This is a genomic window from Rhizobium sp. WYCCWR10014, assembly GCF_001657485.1.
Taxonomy (GTDB): Bacteria; Pseudomonadota; Alphaproteobacteria; order Rhizobiales; family Rhizobiaceae; genus Rhizobium.
Genome location: NZ_LXFU01000052.1, coordinates 306,951 through 328,344, shown reverse-complemented (window position 1 = coordinate 328,344; position 21,394 = coordinate 306,951). Strand labels below are relative to the sequence as shown.

Below are 21,394 nucleotides of genomic sequence, written 5' to 3'. Positions count from 1 at the left end.
CGCCTGAGAATTTCTGAGGGGCCTGCAAGGCTGTGCCACGAAACGATCTACCAGTATGTGTACTCTTCCGAAGGTCATGACCAGCAGCTTGCGCGTCTTTTGCCAGAACGCCGCAGAAAGCGGCGGCCCAGATATGCACGAAAGCCAAAAAGCCTCATCTTTCCAATTGATTGCGCCATTGGTAACAGGCCTGAATCTATCAATTCCCGAGCCGAGTTTGGCCACTGGGAGGCGGACCTGATGATCTTCAGAAAGGAACATGGATCCGCCAATGTCGCCACGGTTGTCGAGCGAAAGAGCCGCTACACCGTGCTGTTTCGCAATAATGATAGGCGCTCCAAGCCGATCATGAGCCAGTTGATCCGTCATCTGGCGCCCCTGCCCGCACAAGCTCGGCAAAGCCTGACATTTGATCGAGGCCTCGAGTTTGTCTCATGGCGGGAGCTGGAAAAGGGCATGGGAACGGCGGCATGGTTTTGCGACCCGCAAGCGCCATGGCAGAAAGGCACCGTTGAGAACACGAACAAGCGCGTCCGGCGCTACCTGCCGCCGGAGACTATCGTTCTGGATATCAGCTATCAGGAGATCCGCTTGCTGTGTGAACGGCTCAACGACACGCCACGCAAGTGCCTGGGGTTTCAGACGCCGAAGGAAGTCTTCAGCCAGCAACTAATGGCCATGGAAAACTAGAGCATGTAGTTTGCGTAGAGCGTTGCATTTAATCTGGAACCAGCACGCAAAGTTGAAGTGTCCTGTTTCTGCAAAGTTGGAATGTCACACTCCCCGCGTCTGAATGACGTCTGGGAGATTGCGGATGGGACTGATTGCGATGAGCGAGCGTGATCTGCAGAGGATCGAGATTTTGTCGAAAGTCATCGCCGGCAGGATGACATTGGTGTCGGCGGCGCATGTGCTTGATTTGAGCGAGCGCCAGGTGCGCCGGCTGTTGTATCGGATCCGCACTGGTGGTGCGGCGTCGATCCGGCACAAGGCGATCGGCCGGCCGTCGAACAACCGGATCAGCGATGGTGTTCGGGATTACGCGGTGACGCTGGTTCGTGAACGCTATGCAGACTTCGGACCAACCTTGGCGGCAGAGAAGCTTTCCGAGCGAGATGGATTGCGGGTGTCGCGCGAGACGTTGCGCGGCTGGATGACGGAGGCCGGACTTTGGCTGTCGCGCAAGCAGCGCCGGACGTTTCACCAGCCGCGGCTACGGCGCGAGGCTTATGGCGAGCTGGTGCAGATCGACGGCTCCGAGCATCGCTGGTTTGAAGATCGCGGACCGTCGTGCTCGCTGCTGGTGTTTGTCGATGATGCGACTGGCAGATTGATGCAGTTGCGCTTTGTACGATCGGAGAGCACGTTCACCTATTTCGACGCGCTCGAACTTTACTTGAAGGAGCATGGCGCTCCGATCGCCTTTTATTCCGACAAGCATACGGTGTTCCGGGTGGCGAAGAAGGACGCCAAGGGTGGCCAGGGCATGACCCAGTTCGGCCGTGCGCTCTCGGAACTAAGCATCGAGATTCTTTGCGCAAATTCGAGTCAGGCCAAGGGTCGTGTCGAACGGATGAACCGGACGCTACAGGATCGGCTGGTCAAGGAATTACGACTGGCTCATATCTGCGACATGGAGACGGGCAACGCGTTTTTGCCTGGCTTCATGGAGTACTACAATGCCCGGTTTGCGATTGTCCCTGCCCGGTCGGAAGACCTGCACCGGCCGATAAATCTGGCGCCGGAACGGCTGGGCGAGATTCTGTGCAAACGCGAGCAGCGCTATGTCGGATCGCAGTTGACGTTTTCGTTTGAGCGCAAGCGGATCATGTTGGAGGAGAGCGAAGTGACGCGCGGTTTAGCTGGTCGCTATGTCGAGACCTACGCCTATGCCGACGGTCGATTGGATGTGCGGTGGAAGGGGCATTCCCTGCCCTACAGGACGTTCGATAAGGACCAGCGGGTGACGCATGCGGCGATCACCGAGAACAAGCGGCTCGGTGACGTTCTGGCCTATATCAAAGAGCGCCAGAATCAGCAGACAAGGCCGAAGGTCAAGAGTAACAGTGAGAAGAATGGCTACACGCCACGGGGCCGAAAGCCAGGCCGCAAGACAGACTTCATGAACGATCCGGCGGTGATTGCGCGGCGCGAGAAGGCGCTGATGAGGCAGCCGGCTGCGGAATGACCGGGCGTTCTCAATGCATGGCGATGTCGCTTTGCATGTCGGATTCGAGTTGCAGGCAGGCCGCCCAAAGCGGTGTCTTGTGGTACATCCCATCTTGAAGGATGGTCAGTCCATCGCGGTCTTCGTGAAGCAGTCCCAGCCAGCACAAGGGACGAATGACACCGTAGCGAAGCTCCGATCCCAACGTCCAGACTTCTGCTGACATTGCTGCTTCCGGCTGAGACAAGAGGCTTGGATAAAGGACGCTCAGCAAGTCGTTCACCGAACATCCAAGCCTAGCTTTGATATTGATAAGATTGAGGAATACGTGCCACAAACGCATTCGTTCACGCACCTCCTCGAGCGTCTGGCCGTCATGGATGTACGAATAAAGATAGTCCGTGGCGATCAGGTCAAAATAAGCCTGGGGCCTAGCGAGAAACTCCCGGCATCGTTTTGTAGGCAGCAAAAGGTCTTTCTTTTTGCGAAGAAGCTTTAGATGAGCAAGCATGCTACGGACGACCCAAAGCGGCGGCATGTCGCTTTCATTAAGAACCTTGTTCATGCTGTAGAGGTCTTCCGACGTGTAGTCGGGCCACTGGAAGTGAACGGCGGCCCAATGCACGAACTTGCGGTTCATGGCGCCGGTCGCTGTCAACCCGATGCCGCCCTGACTGTCGGCGTAGGAAGCCGAAAGGATCATCCCGCGAAGAAGTGGTGACAACGCGGCGACATCGACGTCACCCTGCAGCTTGATTTCCGGAAGCATCGTGCGGCTTTGATCCCTACCCTGCAACAGACGGCTGCCAATAGTACAACCGGCGACGGAACAATTGCCACTGAGAAAGCTAAAGCCGAAGGGGTGTGTCCCACCCGCCCCGATCTAATCTTGCAATCCGGACCAGCCGCTCAGATCGGGGCTGGTCGTCCTACGATATGGACCTCAAAGTGACATTTCTACTTTGCACCGATCCGGACATTCCAACTTCCCCGCCACAATTTGTGTAGCCGGCTACATTCTATATTCAACTGTGACATGCCCAAAGTTAAAGTGTCCGGTTACAGTTGAGCCTGTTTTCGCAAAATACGGGCGGGCCAGGCCGCCGCTATGGGATGCGAAATATCTGCCTCGAAGCTACTCGGGGTCTCGTGGGGCGAACTGATCCGCCGTGACCTACGGTTCGCGTATTGCGTTATCGAGGCCACGCAGCAGCGGATAGAGGAAATAGGAGATCACCGTGCGGTTGCCGACCTTTATTTCCGTGGACACGGTCATGCCGGGAAGCAGGCGCACCGGCATACCTGCGGCATTCAGCCGGGTATCGGCAAGCAGTATCCGCGCCTTGAAGAAGGGGGCGGCCGCCTGGCTCGGGGTCTCTGTCTGCTCCTGTTGGCCGGTGAGGAAGGTGTCCTGACTGATGGTTCTCACCTCGCCCGAGGCGGTGCCGTATTTCTGGAAGGGATAGGCGTCGAGCTTGATGCGGGCCTCCTTGCCGACGGACACGCGGCCAATGTCGCGGGTGTTGATCGATACTTCGGCTTCGAGCGGCACGTTGATCGGCACGAGTGTGACGACCGGCTCCGCCTCCCGCACCACCGAACCGACCGAGCGCTGCGCCAGGTCGAGCACGACGGAATCTGCCGGCGCCGTCAGCGCCACCATGTTGCGGCGCAGTGCCATCTTCTTCAGTTCCTCGTCAGCCATGTCGCGCTGGCCGCGCAATTCCACCAGCTGCTCCATTGCGGCGCGGCGGAAATCCTCGATGAAGGCCTGCCGGTCGGCTCGGAGCTTGGCATAGGCGTGGGCGGCCTCGTCGGCCCGGCCGCGGACGGCGGTCAGGTCGGACTCGACGTCGAGGCGGGCGTCGCGCGAGCCGAGCAGCGTGATTAGCGAGCCGCTCTGTTTGTTGTAGAGCCGCTCCCGCGCTGCCTCGATCTGCGAGAGCCCATCGCGCCTGTCGTTGAGCACGGCTTCCTGATTCCTGCTCGCCGCCAGAGCTGCCGACTGGCCGGCGATCTGCTGCTCGAAATTCTGCAGCTGTGCCATGTAGAAGGCCTGTCGCTGGCCGAAGAGCTGCGCCTGCAGCATCTGGTCGGGCGTATCTCGCGCCATCTTCGTGTAATCGTCGCCGGCAAGCTCGGCCTCGATTCGCCTCACCTGGGCGTCGAGGGCGGAGAACTTCGCCTGCTGCTGGTCGACATCGGCCTGGCTGAAAGTGGCGTCGAGGGTCGCGAGCGTCTGACCGGCATGCACCACTTCGCCAACCTTCACCTCGATCGTACGGATGATCGAGGTTTCGAGCGGCTGGACGACGATGGTCGGCTGGGTGGTGACGAGCTTGCCGGGCGCAATCACCACCTCGTCGATTGACGAGACCGAGGCCCAGATGATCGCCGAAACAATCAGCGCCGTCACGCAGTAGAGCGTCATACGCGCAATTCTAGGTGGCGCGCGTTCCTCGAGCTCGACGGCGTCGGACTGGAATTCGGCAATTGCCGGCGGCAACGGTGGGCGGGCGACAAGCTCCCTCCCCTTCCCCGAGGGCCCCTTGTCTGAAGGGCCTTTGCCTGAAGGGACCGGCAGGTTTTCGCTGGATTTTCTGGTGTGCGCGTTCATGCGACCTGCCTCATCTGCTGGGACCACAGGTGACGATAGGTCATGCAGCGCGATACAAGCTGATCGTGCCGGCCGATATCGGCGACCTTGCCACGCTCGATGACGAGAATGGCATCGGCATCGACGAGCGTCGAAAGTCGGTGCGAGACGATGATAACGGTGCGGCCGGCGGCGATGCGGCTCAGATTTTCGCGGATGATCGCCTCACTGTCGGGGTCGAGCGCGCTCGTCGCCTCGTCGAAGATCAACAGTTTCGGATCGGTAATCAGCGCGCGGGCAATGGCAAGCCGCTGCTTCTGGCCGCCTGACAGATTGGAGGCGTTTTCCTCCAGCATCGTGTCAAAGCCGCGCGGCAGGCGTTCGATGAACTCCTCGGCGCCGGCGATGCGGGCGACTTCCATGATCTCCTCGATGCTGGCATCGGGCTTGGCGGCGGCAATATTCTCGCGCACCGAGCCGCGAAACAGGAAACTATCCTGCAGCACGACGCCGATGCTCGTTCTCAGATGCACGAGGTCGATCTCACGGCTGTCATAGCCATCCATGCGCACGAGGCCTTCCTGGCTCTGATAGAGCCCCTGGATGAGCCTTGTGATCGTCGTCTTGCCCGAGCCGCTCTTGCCGACCACGCCGAAGAGGCAGCCCGCCGGAATGGCGAAGGAGACATTATCGAGCGCCGGCGCGCTATCCGGGCCATAACGGAAGCTGACCCTGTCGAATTCGATGCGGCCCTGCAGATGCGGCCGAACACCTCGCCCGCGGCCCGACTGCTCCGGCCGCTGGTTCATGATCTCGCCGAGCATGCGCACGGAGAGCGCGACTTCCTGATATTCGTGCACCATGGTGACGATCTGCACCAGTGGTCCCGAGACCCGGCCGGCGAGCATGTTGAAGGCGACCAGCGCGCCGATCGTCATCGCGCCGCTGAACACATCGAGCGCTCCCAGGCCGATGATCGCGACGCTCATCAGCTTCTCCAGCAGTCCGGTCATCGCCTGGGCAATGGTCGAGATCTTGTCGACCCGGAAACGCACGGAGATCGCCTGGGCAGAATAATCGTCCCACACCTTGCGCTGGCGCGGCTCCAACGCCAGCGATTTGACGGTGCGCATGCCGTGCACGGTTTCCACCAGCAATGCCTGCCGGTCGCCTTCGGCCTGGTAGAGCGCCTGCAACCGGCGCTGGAACGGCCCGACGAGCGTCATTACCACGAGCCCGACGAGGGCGGCGAAACCGAGTACGACAAGCGTCAGCTTGACGCTGTAGAGAAGCAGGATCGGCACGAAGACCAGGAGCGAAACGCCGTCCAGGAGCGTGAGAAACAGCCGGCCGGTCAGGAATTCGCGGATGCGCCCGGTCTGCTGCATGTGCTTGACGAGAACGCCGGCCGAGGCCTGCTCGAAGAGCGCGATCGGCAGGTTGAGCAGATGGCCGAAGGTGCGGGTCGCGACGCGGATGTCGATCCTATTTGTCGCATAGAGCAGCAGATAGCGGCGCAGGAAGGTGAAGGTCGCGTCGAAGATGAGCGCGATCGCGATGCCCGCCGTCAGAACCGTCAACGTCGCATAGCTCTGATGCACCAGCACCTTGTCAATGACGAGCTGAAAGAAGATCGGCGTCGTCAGCCCCAGCCCGTAGAGCACGAAGGCGGCGAGCGCGACGTCTCGGAAGAAGCTGCGCTGCTTGATGATCTCGGGGACGAACCAGCGGAAGCCGAAGGGCCGGTCCTCATCGGACATGCGATAGTTGCGCTTCAGCAGGATCACCGATCCGAGCCAGGCCTTGGCGAACTGCTCTTCGCTGAGCATCATCACTTCGGCACGTGATGCCAGCGGGTCGAGAACGCGGATTCTCTCATCCTCCCCGCTCCCGACAGCGCCGGCGATGACCACCCAGTTGCCGTTCGTCAGCTCGGCGAGAACCGGAAATGCCTCGCCGAGTTGGAACAGGGATCGCCAGTCGAGCGTCAGATGCCTTGCCCTGAGGCCGGCATCCTTGGCCATGCGCAGCAGCTGCCGCATGGCAACGGGATCGTTGCCGACGGCATAATCGTGCTGCAGTCGTTCAGGAGCAAGATCGACGCCGTGATGACGCGCGACGAGCGCAAGACAGTGCAGGTTGGTATGCAGAAAACCACTCATGGCCCACCCGAAACAATACGAGACCGAGGCAATATTTGTTTTATCAGTTGAAGTTCGGCGAGGCGTTCGAAGCGCCGGCCTGCACCGTCTGGATATCGGCAGCAGCCGCAGCTGGCATATCGCCGATGCGACGGACCGCACCCGCCTCGACCAACCCGCCAAGCGCCTTCTGCATGAGATCGACCGCATTGGCGAAGGCATCGACCGGCATGATGATGCGCTGGCGGAAGACCGGCTTCGGATTGTTGTTGGCGTCACGATCTGTGGCCGAGAGCGACATCAGGTCGATGCGCACGATCGTTCCCGTGATGGTGATTTCGCCGATGCCATCTGCATAAAGTTCGTTGCTCATTGTTCTCTCCTCTGGTTGATAGTCAAAACCTGTTCACCTTTGAGTCGACACATCGGATTATCCGAAAACCGCGTCACACTTTTCGGTCCGATGCGTGAGTATCGTGCCGCCATGCCGGAAACGGATCGCGAAGGCCGATGGCGGTCTGCGGATCTACACCCGTCTCCCCCCCGGCCAGGCAATCGTCGAGCGCGGCCCGGATCGCCGCCTCATCGAAGCCGGAGCCGATGAAGACCAGCTCCTGGCGACGGTCGCCCCAAACATCGTCCCAATGCCGGTCAAGCAACTGGCGGAATTGCGGATGGCGCGGCCATTGCGCCCGCGGCACCGAGGCCCACCAGAACCCCCTGTTCTCGATGCGGCACTGCGTGCCGGCAATCGACAACAGGCCGATCTCGTCCGGCCGGGTCGCCAGCCAGAAATGCCCTTTCGCCCTGATGATGCCGGGCAATGGCTGCTCGATGACGCGGCTCAGCCGCGCGGGATCGAAAGGCCGGCGGCTGCGATAGACGAAGCTCGCAATGCCGTATTCCTCGGTCTCCGGCACATGGTCGCCCCAGCCGTAAAGCTCCTTGTGCCAGAACGGATGGCGGGCGGCCTTCGCCTCGCTGAAGAGCCCGGTATCCATGATCGCGCCAAGCGGCACCTGGCCGAAGGCCGCCTCGATGATGCGGGCATCCGGATTGAGCGCCGCGACGACCCGGCGAACCTCCGAGAGCATTGCGGGCGGCACATCGCCCGCCTTGTTGATGATGACGACGTCGGAAAATTCGATCTGCTCGACGAGGAGTTCGACGAGCTTGCGCTCATCGCCCCCGTCACGCCTTTCGCCGCGATCAGCAAGGAACTCGGCGCTCTGGTAATCGGCGAGAAGATTGACCGCATCGACGACGGAAACCATCGTGTCGAGTCGCGCGACATCGCAGAGTGCTGCCCCGCTCTCGTCGCGGAAGGAGAAGGTGGCTGCGACCGGCAGCGGCTCGGCAATGCCGGTGCCCTCGATCAGCAGATAGTCGAAACGGCCGGCGCTAGCGAGCCGGCGGACCTCGCTCAGGAGATCGTCGCGCAGCGTGCAGCAGATGCATCCATTGGTGAGCTCTACCAGCGTCTCGTCCGTGCGCAAGAGGTCTGCACCCCCCTCGCGCACGAGATCCGCATCGATGTTGACCTCGCTCATATCGTTGACGATGACAGCTACCCGGCGACCCTCACGATTGCTCAGGACATGATTGAGGACAGTCGTCTTGCCGGCGCCGAGAAACCCGGCGAGAACCGTTACCGGCAATCTGTTGTCTGCACCCATCATCGATATCATTACCCTTTAAAGATGCTTGGCCTTACATGCTCGCGGGCTTTACGCCGCGAGCTGCGGTCTAAAAGCTACGTCCACATAGTAGTTTGTGCTGTTATAGCTGGCGCTCGGGAACAGCCCGCTCGACCCATAGGCATAGACGCCGTTGCTGCCGCTGAGCGCCCTGAGGTCGCCATTCGTCACATCGGCGCTGAAGTAATTGCCGGTCGCCGAATAATTGCCGTTGGTGCTGTAGGAAACGACGTAGGTCGTATCCGCGGCGATCTCCACCTGCTGGGTGAGTGTCGCGGTCTGCCAGCCGCTTGCCGTTTCGTTGCTGAAGGCGACGCTGCCGAGCAGCGTGCCCGAGGCGGTCCAGAGATAGCCGTTATGCGGGCCTGTATTGTCGGTGCCCTTGTAGAAGCGGATGCCGGTGATCCAGCCTGCCGTATCGGCCTGGAATTTCATGCCGAGATTGACCTGCTGATTGTCGTTGGTGGAGACGATTGCAGGCGTCGTATTGGCGGCAAAGAGGTTCTGCTCCGGGCCTGCAGCCGGGTTGTTGATGGCGAGCGCAACCTGGGCCGTGGCCGTGCCGCCCTTGCCGTCTGATATCGCGTAGCTGAAGCTCGCCGGTCCCGAATAGCCTGCGGTCGGCGTGAAGGTCACCGTCTGGGCCTGGGCACTGTAGGCGACCGAGCCGTTGACGGCGCCGCTGACGCCGGTGATCGTGAGCGGATCGCCATCGGCATCGCTGTCGTTTGAAAGCAGCGCCGAGGCCTGGATGGTGATTGGCGTGCCCGTATTGGTCGAGTAGCCGCTGTCATTGGCTGCGACCGGAACCGCATTCTGCGCGCCCTGCTGATAGAGCACGTCCACCCAGTAATTGCTGGCATTGTAGGAGGCGGTCGGGAACAGGCTGCCCGTGCCATAGGCATAGACGCCGTTGCCGCCACTGATCGAACTTGCCGGCGCCGTCAGCGCCCCGCTCGTATAGTCTGTCGTGAAATAGTTCGCGGTTGCCGAATAGAAGCCGTTGGAATGGTAGCTCGCCACATAGGTCACGCCGGCGGTAACATTGATTGGCTGGGTGAAGGAAACCGTCTGCCAGCCGCTTGCCGTCTCGTTGATGAAGGTTGCCTGGCCAAGGAGCTGGCCGCTCGCGGTCCAGAGCGAGCCGACATGCGTGCCGGTATCCTGCGCGCTCCTGTAATAGGTGAGCCCCGTGATCTGGCCGTTGGCGGAAGCGATGAACTTGACGCCAAGTTCGACCGAGTTGGCGTCATTGGCGGCGGTAACCCCCGACGTGTCGGCGCTGGTAAACAGGCTCGAGGTCGTGCCGCCGCCGGGCTGCGAATTGACCGTGAGGCTGACGGTGGCCGAAGCCGTGCCGCCATGCCCGTCCGAGATCGAGTAGGAGAAACTTGCGACGCCCGTATAACCCGAGTTCGGCGTGAAGATCACCGTGTTGGTCTGGCTGTTGAAGGTCACCGTTCCGTTGACCGCGCCATTGGCGCCGGTAATGTTCAGCGGGTCGCCATCGCCATCGCTGTCGTTGGCAAGCAGGTTGGCCGCGGCAATCGAGAGGGCCGTGTTGGCATAGGTCGTGTAGCCGTTGTCGTTGGCGGCAACCGGCACCGTGTTGCCCGTCGACTGGTTGAAGACGACATCGACCCAGTAATTCGACGACTGGTAGCTCTGCGTCGGGAAGGTCGAGCCCGATCCGACCGCATAGACGCCGTTCGCACCGGCGAGCGCCGTCAGCGAGCCGTTGGTATGGGCCGTGTTGAAATAGCCTGCGGTCGCCACATAGCTGCCGGTCGTGTGGTAGGAGGCGACATAGGTCGCACCCGTCGTGATCTGCAGCGGCGTGGAGAAGGTTGCCGTCTGCCAGCCGGAGAGCGACTCGTTGGTGAAGGTGACCGTGGCGACGAGCGTGCCGTCGGCCCTCCAGATGGAGCCGGTATGCACGCTGGTATCGCCGGCAGCCTTGTAATAGCGGATGCCCGAGATCGTGCCGTTTGAGGACGCGACGAACTTCATGCCGAGTTCCATCGCCGTATTGTCGTTGAAGCCGCCGCCGGTCGGTCCCTCGCTGCCGGTAAACAGCGTCTCGCCGGCCGGACCTGCCTGAACGGTGAGGCTGACATTGCCCTGATCCGTACCGCCGCGCCCGTCCGACAGCGTATAGGTGAAGCTTGCCGGGCCTGAATAATTGTTGGCCGGCGTGAAGGTGATGGTTCCGGTCTGCGTGTTGAGTGCGACCGTGCCGTGGAGCGCATTGCCGACGGCGGTGATGGTCAGCGCATCGCCATTGGCATCGACATCATTTGCCACGAGTGCGGCAATCGAGATAGCAAGCGATCCGTTATGGCCGATGATCAGCCCGCTGTCGTCGGTTGCGAGCGGCTGGCTGTTGGGGCCGGCATCGAAGACCACGTCCACCCAATAGTTGGAGCCGCCGGGGCTCTGACCGGGGAACGTGCTGGTGCCACCATAGGCAAAGACGCCGCCGCCATCGACGGCCTTCAGCGCGCCGCTGGCATAGGGCTCGCTGAAATAGTTCTCGGTGACGGAGAAGAATCCGTTGCTGTGATAGGAGGCCACATAGGTCGTGCCGGCAGCGATCTGGATCGGCGAGGAGAACATCACCGTCTGCCAGCCGGAGAGCGATTCACCCACCGACACGCCGGTTGCGAGCAGCGTTCCGTTGCCGGACCAGAGGCTGACGACGTGGTCGCCGGTATTGTAGAAGCCCTTGTAGAAGCGGATGCCCTGCACCGAGCCTGCCGTCGTCGCTTGGAAGCGCAGGCCGAGCTCGACCGGATCGCGATCGATCGCCGTTTCGACCGCGGGCTTTTCCGCCAGCGTCCACAGGCCCTGCGTGCCCGGCAGGGTGACCGTGACCTGCTTGCCGACCGATGGTGCCTCCAGATTGACGCTGTCGTCGACGGCGCGCGACAGGATCGTATAGGTGCCGCTTGCCTGGACGACCCAATTATAGCTCCAGCTTTCGCGGCCGGTGGCCTTGAACCAGTGCTGGCCGCCGTCGGTGGACACCTCCACACCGGCAATGATGCCGCCGCCGAAATCTTGCGCCGTGCCGGTGATGGTGACGCGCTGCCCCTCGACGAAGCTGGCACCGATGATCGGCGAGCTGATCGACGAGGTCGGCTTCAACTCGTCGGTCGACTGGGTCGCGAGGATCAAGCTCGCATCGAGTGTGGTCGGCTGGATGCCCATGTCCGCAAACATGTTGACCATGGCCTGCTGCACGTTGGGATCGGTCGGCGTCGCCGCTCCCTGGTGGTTGGCGTTGAGACCCCAGGACCAGAAGACGGTGCCGGCGCCGAAGACGAGCGCGCCGCTTTCGGCCCGGTACATGGTGAGGCTGTGGGTCGCCACCGCATCGCCGACCGTCGTGCCGTAGTCGCGCAGATAGGTGCTGACCGCGATGGATGAGAGCGACAGGTTGATGAGGCCATCCGGCCGGAAGCCGTTTTCGACGTCGGAATCCCACTCGTAACCGAGCAGGTTCTGCACCAGATTATAGGTCTCGCCCTCCTGCAGCTCGGCGACATCGGTGTTGCGCCAGAAGCGCAGGTTCGAATAGTCGTAGGGGATGGTGATCGTATCGGAGCGGTAGCTGTCCACCTGGAACATCGTGCCGGTCAGCGAATTCTCCGGCTCCTGCCCCGGATCGGCATAGCGCGGATCGCGCCAGGTGCCGGTGCCGGTAGCGCTCGGATCCGTGCTTGTGCCCCAGGTCTCCTTGTAACAGACCATGGTGCGATAGGCTTGGCCGCTGCCGTCGATGCTGCTTTCCCAGCGCACCTTCCAGTAGCACTCGTTGCCGCTCCAGAAGGCGAGGTTCACACCCGCATCGCGGGCCGCCTCGACATTGGCGCGCTGCTCGGCCGACCAGTATTCGTCATGACCGACGGATAGATAGGCATCATGGTTCAGCAGCAGGCTGCCGCTGCGCGTCGCATCGACGCCGGAGATATAGGAAACATCGTAGCCGTTCTGCTCCAGCCACTGGATAGCCGAAGACTCGACGCCGAAGATGAAATCATGCGAGCCGCCGATCGGGCTGGTATTGGTGATGATCGGGCGGTTGTAGCTGACGGCCGAGGCGCGGCCGATCGCAGTCAGCCCGCAGCTGCAGTTCGGCGGCAGGTAGCCGATCATGTCGGCCGGATCGACGGGGACTTCGCCATAATAGAGGCTGGCGCCGCCCCAGGCATTATAGGCCTGCCAAGTGGTGTCGGATGTCTGGAAGACGATATCGCTGGTCGAGGCGTCATCGCGCACGACGAAGGGGATGATGCTTGCATCCTCGGTGCCATCCTCGCGCACCAGCTTGGCGAAGTAGACGCCCGAGACGGCATCGTCGGGAATCTGCCAGCTCGCCGAGACCGACCAGTTGCCGCAATCGATGAGACCGAGCGACATGTCGACAATCGGGTGCGGCTGGATCTGCGCCGATGTCAGCGATTGCTCGATCGAGTCGACCTTGCGCGCGCCGGCCCCGCCGTAATAGCCAATGCGGTAAATGTCGATGCGGTAGTGGGTGGAATCGGTGGCGATCTTGAAGTCGACCGTCTGGCCGATATTCGTGCTGATTTCGGTGGCGAAGCCCTGGATGGTGCCACCACCATCGCCCTCCAGACCCCACTCGCTGATCGGGTTGCCCTGCTTCAGGTTTTCGAGCGCGATCTTGTTGGGTGTCGCCGCAGCCGAAACCGCCGCCACCGGTGCCGCCAGTGACCCCAGTGCTGTCGGGGCCGCGGACGTCTCAGCAGGAACGTCCTGGCTCGGCTCCACCGAGATGGATGCAATCGAGGCCTGAAGGCGCAACGAAGTCGTGCCGAGACTGCTGGAAGAGCTGACCGGCTCTGCCGTGTTGGTGCTTCCAGTGTCGGCGTCGGTGGTAACACCCGTAAGCGCGGGAGCGGCAGGCAGTGTTGCAGCCTCCTCGGACGGATCCGGGGCAAGCACGGTGCGTTGCAATGTCGAGGAAGGCGTCTCGAATACCGTCGTAGTAGACGCCGTCTTGGTGAAGCCGTCTTGCGCGCCGCTATCTCCTGCAGGCGCCGGCACCGCCGTCGACAATGCGGGGGACGATTGCAGGTCGCCTGATGATATCAGGGAAGATGTGACCTTGCCGGAGAAGGAGGATTGAACGGTTGCGCTGCCCTGATTGGCAAAACCGTAGCGACCCTGAGTGCTTGAAGACACCACGGTCGCAGTTCCAAGCAGTGCGGTCCAGACAGAGGGTGGGTGACAGAAGCTCGGCGTGCCGCCGGCAGTACTTAGATATTCGCGATTCCTCACATGAAATCTCAGCAAGAGCGGCGTCCCCGTTTCCCGTCGACCACCATTGGAAGGCTTCATCCTGCCAGCTTTCGAAAGGGAATGTACGACAGCAATCTGGGGTATGTGGGTGATACTCCGTACTCCGATATGATGACCCTCACCGCATACCCGACCGACAAGGCCGCAAAGCTGCCTCCGGCTAGTGCTCAGTGGCCGAATCAGGGTGAAGAGGAATTCTAGTTCGGTATTGTCTCCCCGGTCCGGCCGGTTGAGCCGGTATTCCCGCGTCCCGTGCTACCAGGCCGGAAACGGATCTTCGAGAGCCGACCAGTCCCGCGGGTCCGAGCTGGCCAGGCAGTCGTCCAACGCGGTGCGGACGCCTGTCTCGTCCATATCAACACCGATAAACACGAGCTCCTGCCGGCGGTCGCCCCAAGCGCTGTCCCATCGGCTCTCGAGATGCTGACGAAACTGTTGATGGCTGGGCCAGTCTTGTCGGGGAACGGCCGCCCACCAGAGCCCCATGGGTTCACAGCGCCGTTGCACCCCGGCAGCAGACATCAAACCCACCTGACGCGGGCGCGTGGCAAGCCAGAAATGGCCTTTGGCGCGGATTACCCCCGGCCAGGGCTCGTCCAGGAATGCTCTAAACCGCTTGGGGTCGAAGGGACGCCTCGTACGATAGACAAAGCTCGATACCCCGTATTCCTCCGTCTCCGGAACATGGTCGCCCGGATTGTACAGTTCCTTGTGCCACAACGGGTGAGCGGCGGCTTTTGCTTCATCGAAGAGGCCGGTACTGAGGATGGTTGCAAGAGAAACCTTGCCGAAGTCCGTCTCCACCTGGCGGGCATCCGGGTTGAGTGCAGCCACCGTCTTGCGGACTTCCGCGCGAATCTCCTCGGTCGCATCCGAGATCTTATTGATCACGACAATATCGGCAAACTCGATCTGATCCACCAACAGGTCGATGAGCGTCCGCCGGTCCTCGCTGTCGCGCTGCAGTCCGCGATCGCGAAGCAGATCAGCGCTGCTGTAATCGGCCAAGAGGCTTGCGGCGTCGACGACGGTCACCATCGTGTCAAGTTTCGCAAAATCGGAGAGCGAAACACCGTTCTCGTCCCGGAATGAAAAGGTTGCCGCGATAGGGCATGGCTCCGCAATGCCGGTTCCTTCTATCAACAGGTAGTCGTATCGCCCCTCTTCGGCCAGTCGCCGCACTTCCGTCAGGAGATCGTCGCGCAGGGTGCAGCATATGCAGCCATTGCTGAGCTCAATCAACGTCTCCGTCGTATGCGACAGGTTACAGCCGCCGTCTCGAATGAGACTGGCGTCTATGTTCACCTCGCTCATATCGTTGACGATGACGGCGACCCGAAGGCCCTCGCGATTGGTCAGCACGTGGCTGAGAAGCGTCGTCTTGCCGGCGCCGAGAAAACCCGAGAGCACTGTGACCGGCAGCCGATCGATGCTGTTCATCGGCATCCCGTCAATGACGGCATTCGGAGCGACTGTCATTTGCGTTTTATGAGCCTCATCGAAACCGTCTCTAACCTCCTTCGACGTCAAGCTGCGAGCTGCGGCCGGAAGACCACATCGGCATAATAGTTTGCCGAGTCAAAGGTGCTGGTCGGGAAGAGACCTGTGGTGGCAGATCCGCCGTAAGCATAGACGCCATTGCCGCCAGCCGCAGCGCTGGACAGCGCCGACAGCGGACCGTTGCTGACGCCGTTGGCGAAGAAGCCANTTTGCGACCCGCAAGCGCCATGGCAGAAAGGCACCGTTGAGAACACGAACAAGCGCGTCCGGCGCTACCTGCCGCCGGAGACCATCGTTCTGGATATCAGCTATCAGGAGATCCGCTTGCTGTGTGAACGGCTCAACGACACACCACGCAAGTGCCTGGGGTTTCAGACGCCGAAGGAAGTCTTCAGCCAGCAACTAATGGCCATGGAAAGCTGAGCATGTAGTTTACGCAGAGCGTTGCATTTAATCTGGAACCAACACCGCAAAGTTGAAGTGTCCTGTTTCTGCAAAGTTGGAATGTCACACTCCCCGCGTCTGAACGACGTCTGGGAGATTGCAGATCGCTCGTCCGCCGATAGCCGGCATCGGTGTCGAAATTATCGTCGAGAACTCGGGCGGCATCGCTCGACGCGTAGACGAAGATAGCTACGCCTGACGCGATAGATCTTCTCTTATCCGACTATGACGTGCGGCACGAAACGCGACAAGTTGGCGGTTATGCGCGAGCGGTCCTCGCGCACGGCAAGGCCGCAGGCGCGATCACCGACGATCCAGCTGCCTAGCACGGCGAAGCCGCCATCGCTTTCGAAAAGCGGGGCATAGGCCTGGACGATAAAACCTTCGTCACCATAATCGCCGGGGGCGGAAATCAATTCCCGGCCATCTTGGAATATCGTAACGTTCTCGCCTTCTCGCGACAGCAGTGGTTTGCGCACATAGTCGCTCAAGGTCGAGGCCGCCGGGTCGTCGGCGAAATAGCTCGCCAGCAGGTTGGGGTGATTGGGGTGGCGCTGCCAGAGCAGAGGCAGAAGCCCTTTGTTGGAGAGCACGGCCTTCCAGGCGGGCTCGATGAAAACATCGCCCGAGCGCACGAGTTGACGGGCGAACGGCTCGCGCAGCATGAACTCCCACGGGTACAGCTTGAAGCAGCGGTCGATCACCCGATCCTGGAGGTCGGTGTAGCGGCCTTGCGCATCGATGCCGATTTCGCGGATGTCCAGAAGCTCGACGCGATGGCCGGCCTGCACTGCACAGTCCATCAGATAGACCGTCGTGCCGCGATCCTCCTCATTGTCGGTCATCGCCGCGAAGTGGAAGATCGGCTCTTTGGAAAATTGCTCGAATGCCTCGACGAGGCTTTCCTGCAAGGAATTGTACTGGTCCGCGTCCTTGGGCAGGATACCCAAAGCCACCTGGTCGGTCAGCCAGTTGAACTGGAAATAAGCCGTCTCAAACACCGAAGTGGGAGTATCGGCGTTATATTCGAGCAGTTTGGCCGGGCCAGTGCCGTCGTAAGCAAGATCGAACCGGCCGTAGAGGTGCCGGTCGCGGCGCTGCCAGGAGCGCTGCACCACATCGCGCAGGTCCTCCGGAATGGCCAGCCTGTCGAGCGACTCTTCGCTTCTGACGATATCACCCACCAGATCCATGCACATGTCGTGCAATTCCTGGCTCGGCCCTTCGATCTGCATCTCGATCTCATCGAGCGTGAACGTATAGGCGGCATCATCGAGCCAATAGGGCTCGCCATACATTTCGTGAAACCCGAAGCCGACGGCACGCGCCTTGTCAAGCCAATCAGGACGCGCCGGAAGGGTGATGCGCTTCATGTCAGCCGCCGAAACTGAACGACGAACGGCCACCGAAGCCTTGACGGGCGACGGTGCGAGTGTTGACGTTGACCGGCTTGACGCTCTGACGTGAGGGCGCAGTCACGGTGTCGTTGCGACCGCCTGAGCGAACAGTCGTTGTCACCGTTTGCCCCGAGCGATTGCGATAAATCGGCGTCGAGCCGTAGGAGCCACTCTCCTCCTGGCGCCGGCGATAATTGTAATAGTCGCCGATGTTGTTCAGTGCCGAAGACAGCATGTAGCCTGTCAGGAACGGCACGAAGAAGCTACCGCCTGCGCCGGTACTGTTGGGCACGGCACTGGCCGACTGTTCCGTGCACTGGCCTGAGCCGTATTCGGCCTCGCAGGCGGCCATGCCGTTGAAACGCGGCGCGGCGGCGAGGTGGGCCCGCATGGCATCCTGATAGCCGGCCTGGCAGACCTGCCGGTCCATGCCGGAAGTCACGCATTGGTCGACGGAGGTGAACATTGTCTCCGAGGGAGTCTGATCGCCGCAACCGGACAGCGCCAGGGTCGAGGCAGCGATAGTGCCGAGGGCCAGGAAAGGTCGTTTGTGCCCGCTCTTACGTCTGCGCATCATTCCCTCCCCTCAATAGGTCATGCAGGCGGCGTTGAGAATACCGATGACGAGCGCGATGCCGCCGCCCCATATGCCCGCGGCGATATTGTCGGCAGTGATCTTTTCATGCAGATCCGTCATGGTGAAATTCGCAATATAGAAAGCCAGGATCTGGGCCAGAATGCCGACTACCGCCCATATGATGTAATCGACGATGCTTACCGAATTGGCTGCGGCCGAAGCCAGAGGCAGGCTGAAACCAACAAGCGCGCCCAGGAATGCCGTGACGGCGGCAAGATTGCCTGCACGAATGAGTTGGACTTCCTTCTGCGGCGTCAAGAATGTGTAGATCACCGCGAATACGCCGTAGGCGGCAAGACCGACGGCGAAATAGCCGAGGAAGGCAGGCAAACCCGCCACATAATCGAGCATTGAAAAAGTCCTCCGTTGAAATTGATAGGATCCCTCAGACGCGGCGAACATCGGCTGGAGCCAGTCCATAACCGATCAGAAATTCCACCGAGCTGCCTGCCTGGCTCTGTCCGAGATCGAGGTCACGCTCGACATTGATCAAAAGCATTTCGCGCGTCGAGCCGAGCGGGCGATAATACAGCATGCAGGTCTGGTGAATGGAGCGCTGCGCCTCACCGTCGTCGACCTTCTCGACAAACTCCACCAATGGGGTGCGTTCCGGGCCTTCGCCCCAGAAGCGGCTATAGAGGATGCCGTCGGCATCGTAGGTTGGCTGGCCGATCAGGCCGTCCGGCCCGGTCCAGCGGTTCCATTCGCCCTGCCCGGCAGGCACGACGCTGTCCCAGGGCTGATAAAAGCTGATGTCGTCGACATCACCCGGCTGGCCCGACGTCGACATCACCTGAACCATCCGATGGTCTTCATCGTAGTAGCGCGACAGAACCGTCGCGGCATCGAGCGAGACCTCACCGTAGGCGGCAATGATGAACGGGCCGCTCCGTGGGAGCGGCATCGCCGGCTGGCCGGCCAAAGCCTCGGCTTCGAGGGAGAGGAAATCGATCTCCAACGCCCCGCCGATGGCGGCGCTCAACGGGCCAAGTTCTTTGGGTAAGGGCTTTTCGTTCTTTCCGCCGAACCAGCCGATCATGATACCTCTCCCATTCGAGCCCAAGCGATGGCAGCGGGATCTAGCCGCATTCCGCTGATGTAGTAAAGGGTCTCGCCGCCCCGAAGCGGCGCCTCGTCTCGGCAATTGAGGTCGGTCATTCCCTGGCTCAGCATGCCCACCAGCGTCACATTGTGCTGACGCTTGAGGCTTAAAAACACGTTTCCATAAAGCAGCGGCGTTTGCAAAGGCGGGACCGGCAGGGAAAAGGCAGTGTCGGTGGAGGCGGCCGACAGCAGCCGTGCAGCGATTTCCGAAGAGCCCGGATCACGGGCGGCACGCGACAGCAGTTCCTCGGCGAGTGAGCCCACTGCCTCGACCCGCGGCCGGCGTTGTTTGACCATCTGTGCCGTTCGGTCGTCGGCGAAATAGGCGACGATATGGGCATTGGGCGCATGATCTTCGGCGATCAGAACAGCGGCCAGCGTCTCGTCGTCATTTGCTCCACGCGCGATGATCGCGCGCGCCTTAGCCACTCCGGCCCGCACCAGAGCGTCGGCATCGGCAAGTCGCTCGGTTCTGATATAGTCGGCGTAATTGCTGGCGGGATTTTCCGGCAGGTCCTTGGCAACCAGAACACTCATCGGTTCGTTGGCCTGCCGTTCGGCATGCAGCAGCCGCAGCGTCTGGTATGTCTGCCCCTCTTGCCAGCCCAGAACGATGATATGGTTGGCGCGTTCGCTGTAATCTCCCAATCCGCGCATGCGGTTCCTCCAGATCGTACCGATAGTTGTCAACAACTTGCCAAGAACAGCGGTGAAGATGGCAATGCCGCCGGGAAGAACGAACAGGACGGCGATGATTCGGCCGAGCCCCGATTTTGGAGAAAGATCGCCATAGCCGACAGTCGTTGCCGTCACCATATAGTAGTAAAGAAAGTCGACCGGATTGCCGACGAGATCGGGTTCGCCGGCCAGCAGGAAGAGCAAGTAAGAAGCGACCAGGTGGATTACGAGGATAACAAAAAGGGCTGACCAGGCCAATTCGCTGAGCGAGAGATATACACGCCGCATCAATGAAGCGATAAATGGCAAGCGATTCGCCCCCGTTCCCAACGCGTACCCTAGCGAAATTTATTTAGCGCACCAGATCTTTAAGTTGCAAACCGATTACCCAAATATTTTGACGTTCCAACCGATGGAGGACTTTTTGGAGACCTGGAACCTCACCACTTTAACGCGCCTATTCGCCGCCGATCCCGATGCACTGGGCGATGTCGATGTAGCCGTACCCGAACAGGGCGACGTCATATGTGTAACCCTTAAGGAAAAAGGCGATCTCGACGTCTTCGTCGCCGTGAGCGGGGAGCGCGACATTCTTGTCAGCGCTGTTTTGGTGCCGTGCAAGGACGTGCCCAATCGAGAAGCCTTCGAACGTATGGTGCTGAAGACCCACAAGTTCGTGCCGCTCTCCAGCTTCGGCATCACCACGATCGACAGTGAGGAATGGTATGAACTGTTCGGCTCGCTGTCAGCACGCTCACCGGCCGAGACGGTCGTCGAAGAAGTCGCGATTCTGGCTGCCAATGCCGTCGATGCGGCACATATGATTGAAGAATGGAAAAGCGGGGAGATTGCAGCGTGAGCACGTGGGGAAAGATTTTCACCGCCATTCGCGGCGGCATTAACGAGGCAGCTGAAGCGGCCGCCGACAGCCAGTCCATGCGCATTCTTGACCAGGAAATCCGCGACGCTGAACAGTCGCTACGCGCGGCACGATCCGATCTGGCCGGCATCATGGCGTCCAACAAGAGCGTCATGCGCAGACTGGAAGAAAACCGCGCAAAGGAGACGAAGGATACCGACAGCGCTCGCGCTGCAATCTCCGCCGGCCGCACGGATCTGGCTCAGGGTCTCGCTCAGCGCATTGCCGGTATGCGTGCCGAAGTGCAGCGCGATCAAGAAGAGCTCGATCGGCTGCTGCCCCGCCAGCAACAGATGCTGCGCACGATCCAGGAGACCGAATCGCGCATTGCTCAGATGAAGCGTGAGGTGGAGAATGTCAAAGCCAACGAGTCGCTGCTGCGCGCTCAGTCGGCGATTGCCCACAGCCAGTCGGGCATCAACACCCGTCTCGGTAGCGCCGTCGAAAGTCTCGAACGTATCAAGAAGCGCCAGGAAGTCACGGCTGGCCGCATCGAAGCCGGTGCTGAATTGGCCGCGCTGGAAAACGGCGGTGACCTCGATCGTCAACTGCGCGAGGCCGGCATTGGCAGTTCGAGCCACTCGGCCGACGACATTCTTGCACAACTGATGGCACCGAAACATTCGGTCGAGCCCATCTTGCTGCCCGCCCCGACTGGCAACAAAGGCTGACAATTCCCGGGAACCGCAGCCCTGCTGCCATTCCCGGCGCGCCTGCGGATTGGAGTGCCGCGACCCATTGCGACATTTCAATTCGCTGCAAGCCTCGTCAATCACGTCTAAAGCCCGT

Annotated in this window: 16 protein-coding genes and 1 pseudogene; 5 read left to right on the top strand and 12 right to left on the bottom strand. The window is 60.9% G+C overall.

Annotation, left to right across the window (positions count from 1 at the left end; all coding sequences use genetic code 11):
• Both A6U98_RS34105 and A6U98_RS34100 read left to right on the top strand, forming a co-directional pair.
• Positions 1-690, top strand: a 690-nt coding sequence (locus A6U98_RS34105; protein WP_082934046.1) for an IS30 family transposase, incomplete at its 5' end; no start/stop codon positions are given.
• 124 nt (positions 691-814) lie between these two features.
• Positions 815-2,188: an ISNCY family transposase gene (locus A6U98_RS34100; RefSeq protein ID WP_064655613.1), complete on the top strand. Its 1,374-nt coding sequence runs from the start codon at positions 815-817 to the stop codon at positions 2,186-2,188.
• Positions 2,189-2,198: 10 nt separating this feature from the next.
• On the opposite strand, the gene A6U98_RS34095 is transcribed toward A6U98_RS34100, so the two are convergent.
• The 7 genes from A6U98_RS34095 to A6U98_RS34065 form a co-directional block, all read right to left on the bottom strand.
• A complete protein-coding gene (locus A6U98_RS34095) occupies positions 2,199-2,936 on the bottom strand; it encodes a hypothetical protein (protein WP_064655612.1) in 738 nt (245 codons plus the stop codon).
• A gap of 405 nt (positions 2,937-3,341) precedes the next feature.
• A complete protein-coding gene (locus tag A6U98_RS34090) occupies positions 3,342-4,784 on the bottom strand; it encodes an HlyD family type I secretion periplasmic adaptor subunit (RefSeq protein WP_064655611.1) in 1,443 nt (480 codons plus the stop codon).
• Positions 4,781-6,925, bottom strand: a complete 2,145-nt coding sequence (locus A6U98_RS34085) for a peptidase domain-containing ABC transporter (RefSeq protein WP_064655610.1) — start codon at positions 6,923-6,925, stop codon at positions 4,781-4,783. The genes A6U98_RS34090 and A6U98_RS34085 overlap by 4 nt, the downstream gene beginning before the upstream one ends.
• Positions 6,926-6,968: 43 nt before the next feature.
• The gene (locus A6U98_RS34080; protein ID WP_003549393.1) at positions 6,969-7,277 is read right to left on the bottom strand and encodes a hypothetical protein; all 309 of its coding nucleotides are present in this window, start codon (positions 7,275-7,277) and stop codon (positions 6,969-6,971) included.
• A 73-nt stretch (positions 7,278-7,350) separates the two neighbouring features.
• A complete protein-coding gene (locus A6U98_RS34075) occupies positions 7,351-8,583 on the bottom strand; it encodes a GTP-binding protein (RefSeq protein ID WP_064655635.1) in 1,233 nt (410 codons plus the stop codon).
• Positions 8,584-8,631: 48 nt separating this feature from the next.
• Positions 8,632-13,965: a DUF4082 domain-containing protein gene (locus A6U98_RS34070; RefSeq protein ID WP_064655609.1), complete on the bottom strand. Its 5,334-nt coding sequence runs from the start codon at positions 13,963-13,965 to the stop codon at positions 8,632-8,634.
• Positions 13,966-14,181: 216 nt separating this feature from the next.
• The gene (locus A6U98_RS34065) at positions 14,182-15,366 is read right to left on the bottom strand and encodes a GTP-binding protein (protein WP_064655634.1); all 1,185 of its coding nucleotides are present in this window, start codon (positions 15,364-15,366) and stop codon (positions 14,182-14,184) included.
• 270 nt (positions 15,367-15,636) lie between these two features.
• Here A6U98_RS34065 and A6U98_RS37945 point away from each other — a divergent pair.
• Positions 15,637-15,849: pseudogene (locus A6U98_RS37945) on the top strand (IS30 family transposase); the annotation flags it as partial.
• Between the two features lie 236 nt (positions 15,850-16,085).
• Here A6U98_RS37945 and A6U98_RS34055 read toward each other — a convergent pair.
• The 5 genes from A6U98_RS34055 to A6U98_RS34035 are packed head-to-tail and all read right to left on the bottom strand — an operon-like array spanning position 16,086 to position 19,995.
• Positions 16,086-17,243, bottom strand: a complete 1,158-nt coding sequence (locus A6U98_RS34055; protein WP_064655607.1) for a glutathionylspermidine synthase family protein — start codon at positions 17,241-17,243, stop codon at positions 16,086-16,088.
• A gap of 1 nt (position 17,244) precedes the next feature.
• On the bottom strand, positions 17,245-17,841 hold the full coding sequence (locus tag A6U98_RS34050) for a DUF1190 domain-containing protein (protein WP_064655606.1): 597 nt from the start codon (positions 17,839-17,841) through the stop codon (positions 17,245-17,247).
• 12 nt (positions 17,842-17,853) lie between these two features.
• Positions 17,854-18,255, bottom strand: a complete 402-nt coding sequence (locus A6U98_RS34045; RefSeq protein WP_064655605.1) for a DUF350 domain-containing protein — start codon at positions 18,253-18,255, stop codon at positions 17,854-17,856.
• Between the two features lie 34 nt (positions 18,256-18,289).
• Positions 18,290-18,943, bottom strand: a complete 654-nt coding sequence (locus A6U98_RS34040; protein WP_064655604.1) for a YjfK family protein — start codon at positions 18,941-18,943, stop codon at positions 18,290-18,292.
• Complete coding sequence (locus tag A6U98_RS34035; protein WP_064655603.1) at positions 18,940-19,995, bottom strand: ion channel; 1,056 nt, start codon at positions 19,993-19,995, stop codon at positions 18,940-18,942. The genes A6U98_RS34040 and A6U98_RS34035 overlap by 4 nt, the downstream gene beginning before the upstream one ends.
• A 103-nt stretch (positions 19,996-20,098) precedes the next feature.
• Here A6U98_RS34035 and A6U98_RS34030 point away from each other — a divergent pair, with 103 nt between their 5' ends.
• Both A6U98_RS34030 and A6U98_RS34025 read left to right on the top strand, forming a co-directional pair.
• Positions 20,099-20,545, top strand: a complete 447-nt coding sequence (locus A6U98_RS34030) for a YjfI family protein (RefSeq protein WP_064655602.1) — start codon at positions 20,099-20,101, stop codon at positions 20,543-20,545.
• Entirely contained in the window at positions 20,542-21,276 is a 735-nt protein-coding gene (locus A6U98_RS34025; protein WP_064655601.1) for a PspA/IM30 family protein, read from the top strand. The genes A6U98_RS34030 and A6U98_RS34025 overlap by 4 nt, the downstream gene beginning before the upstream one ends.
• The last annotated feature ends 118 nt before the right edge of the window (positions 21,277-21,394 follow it).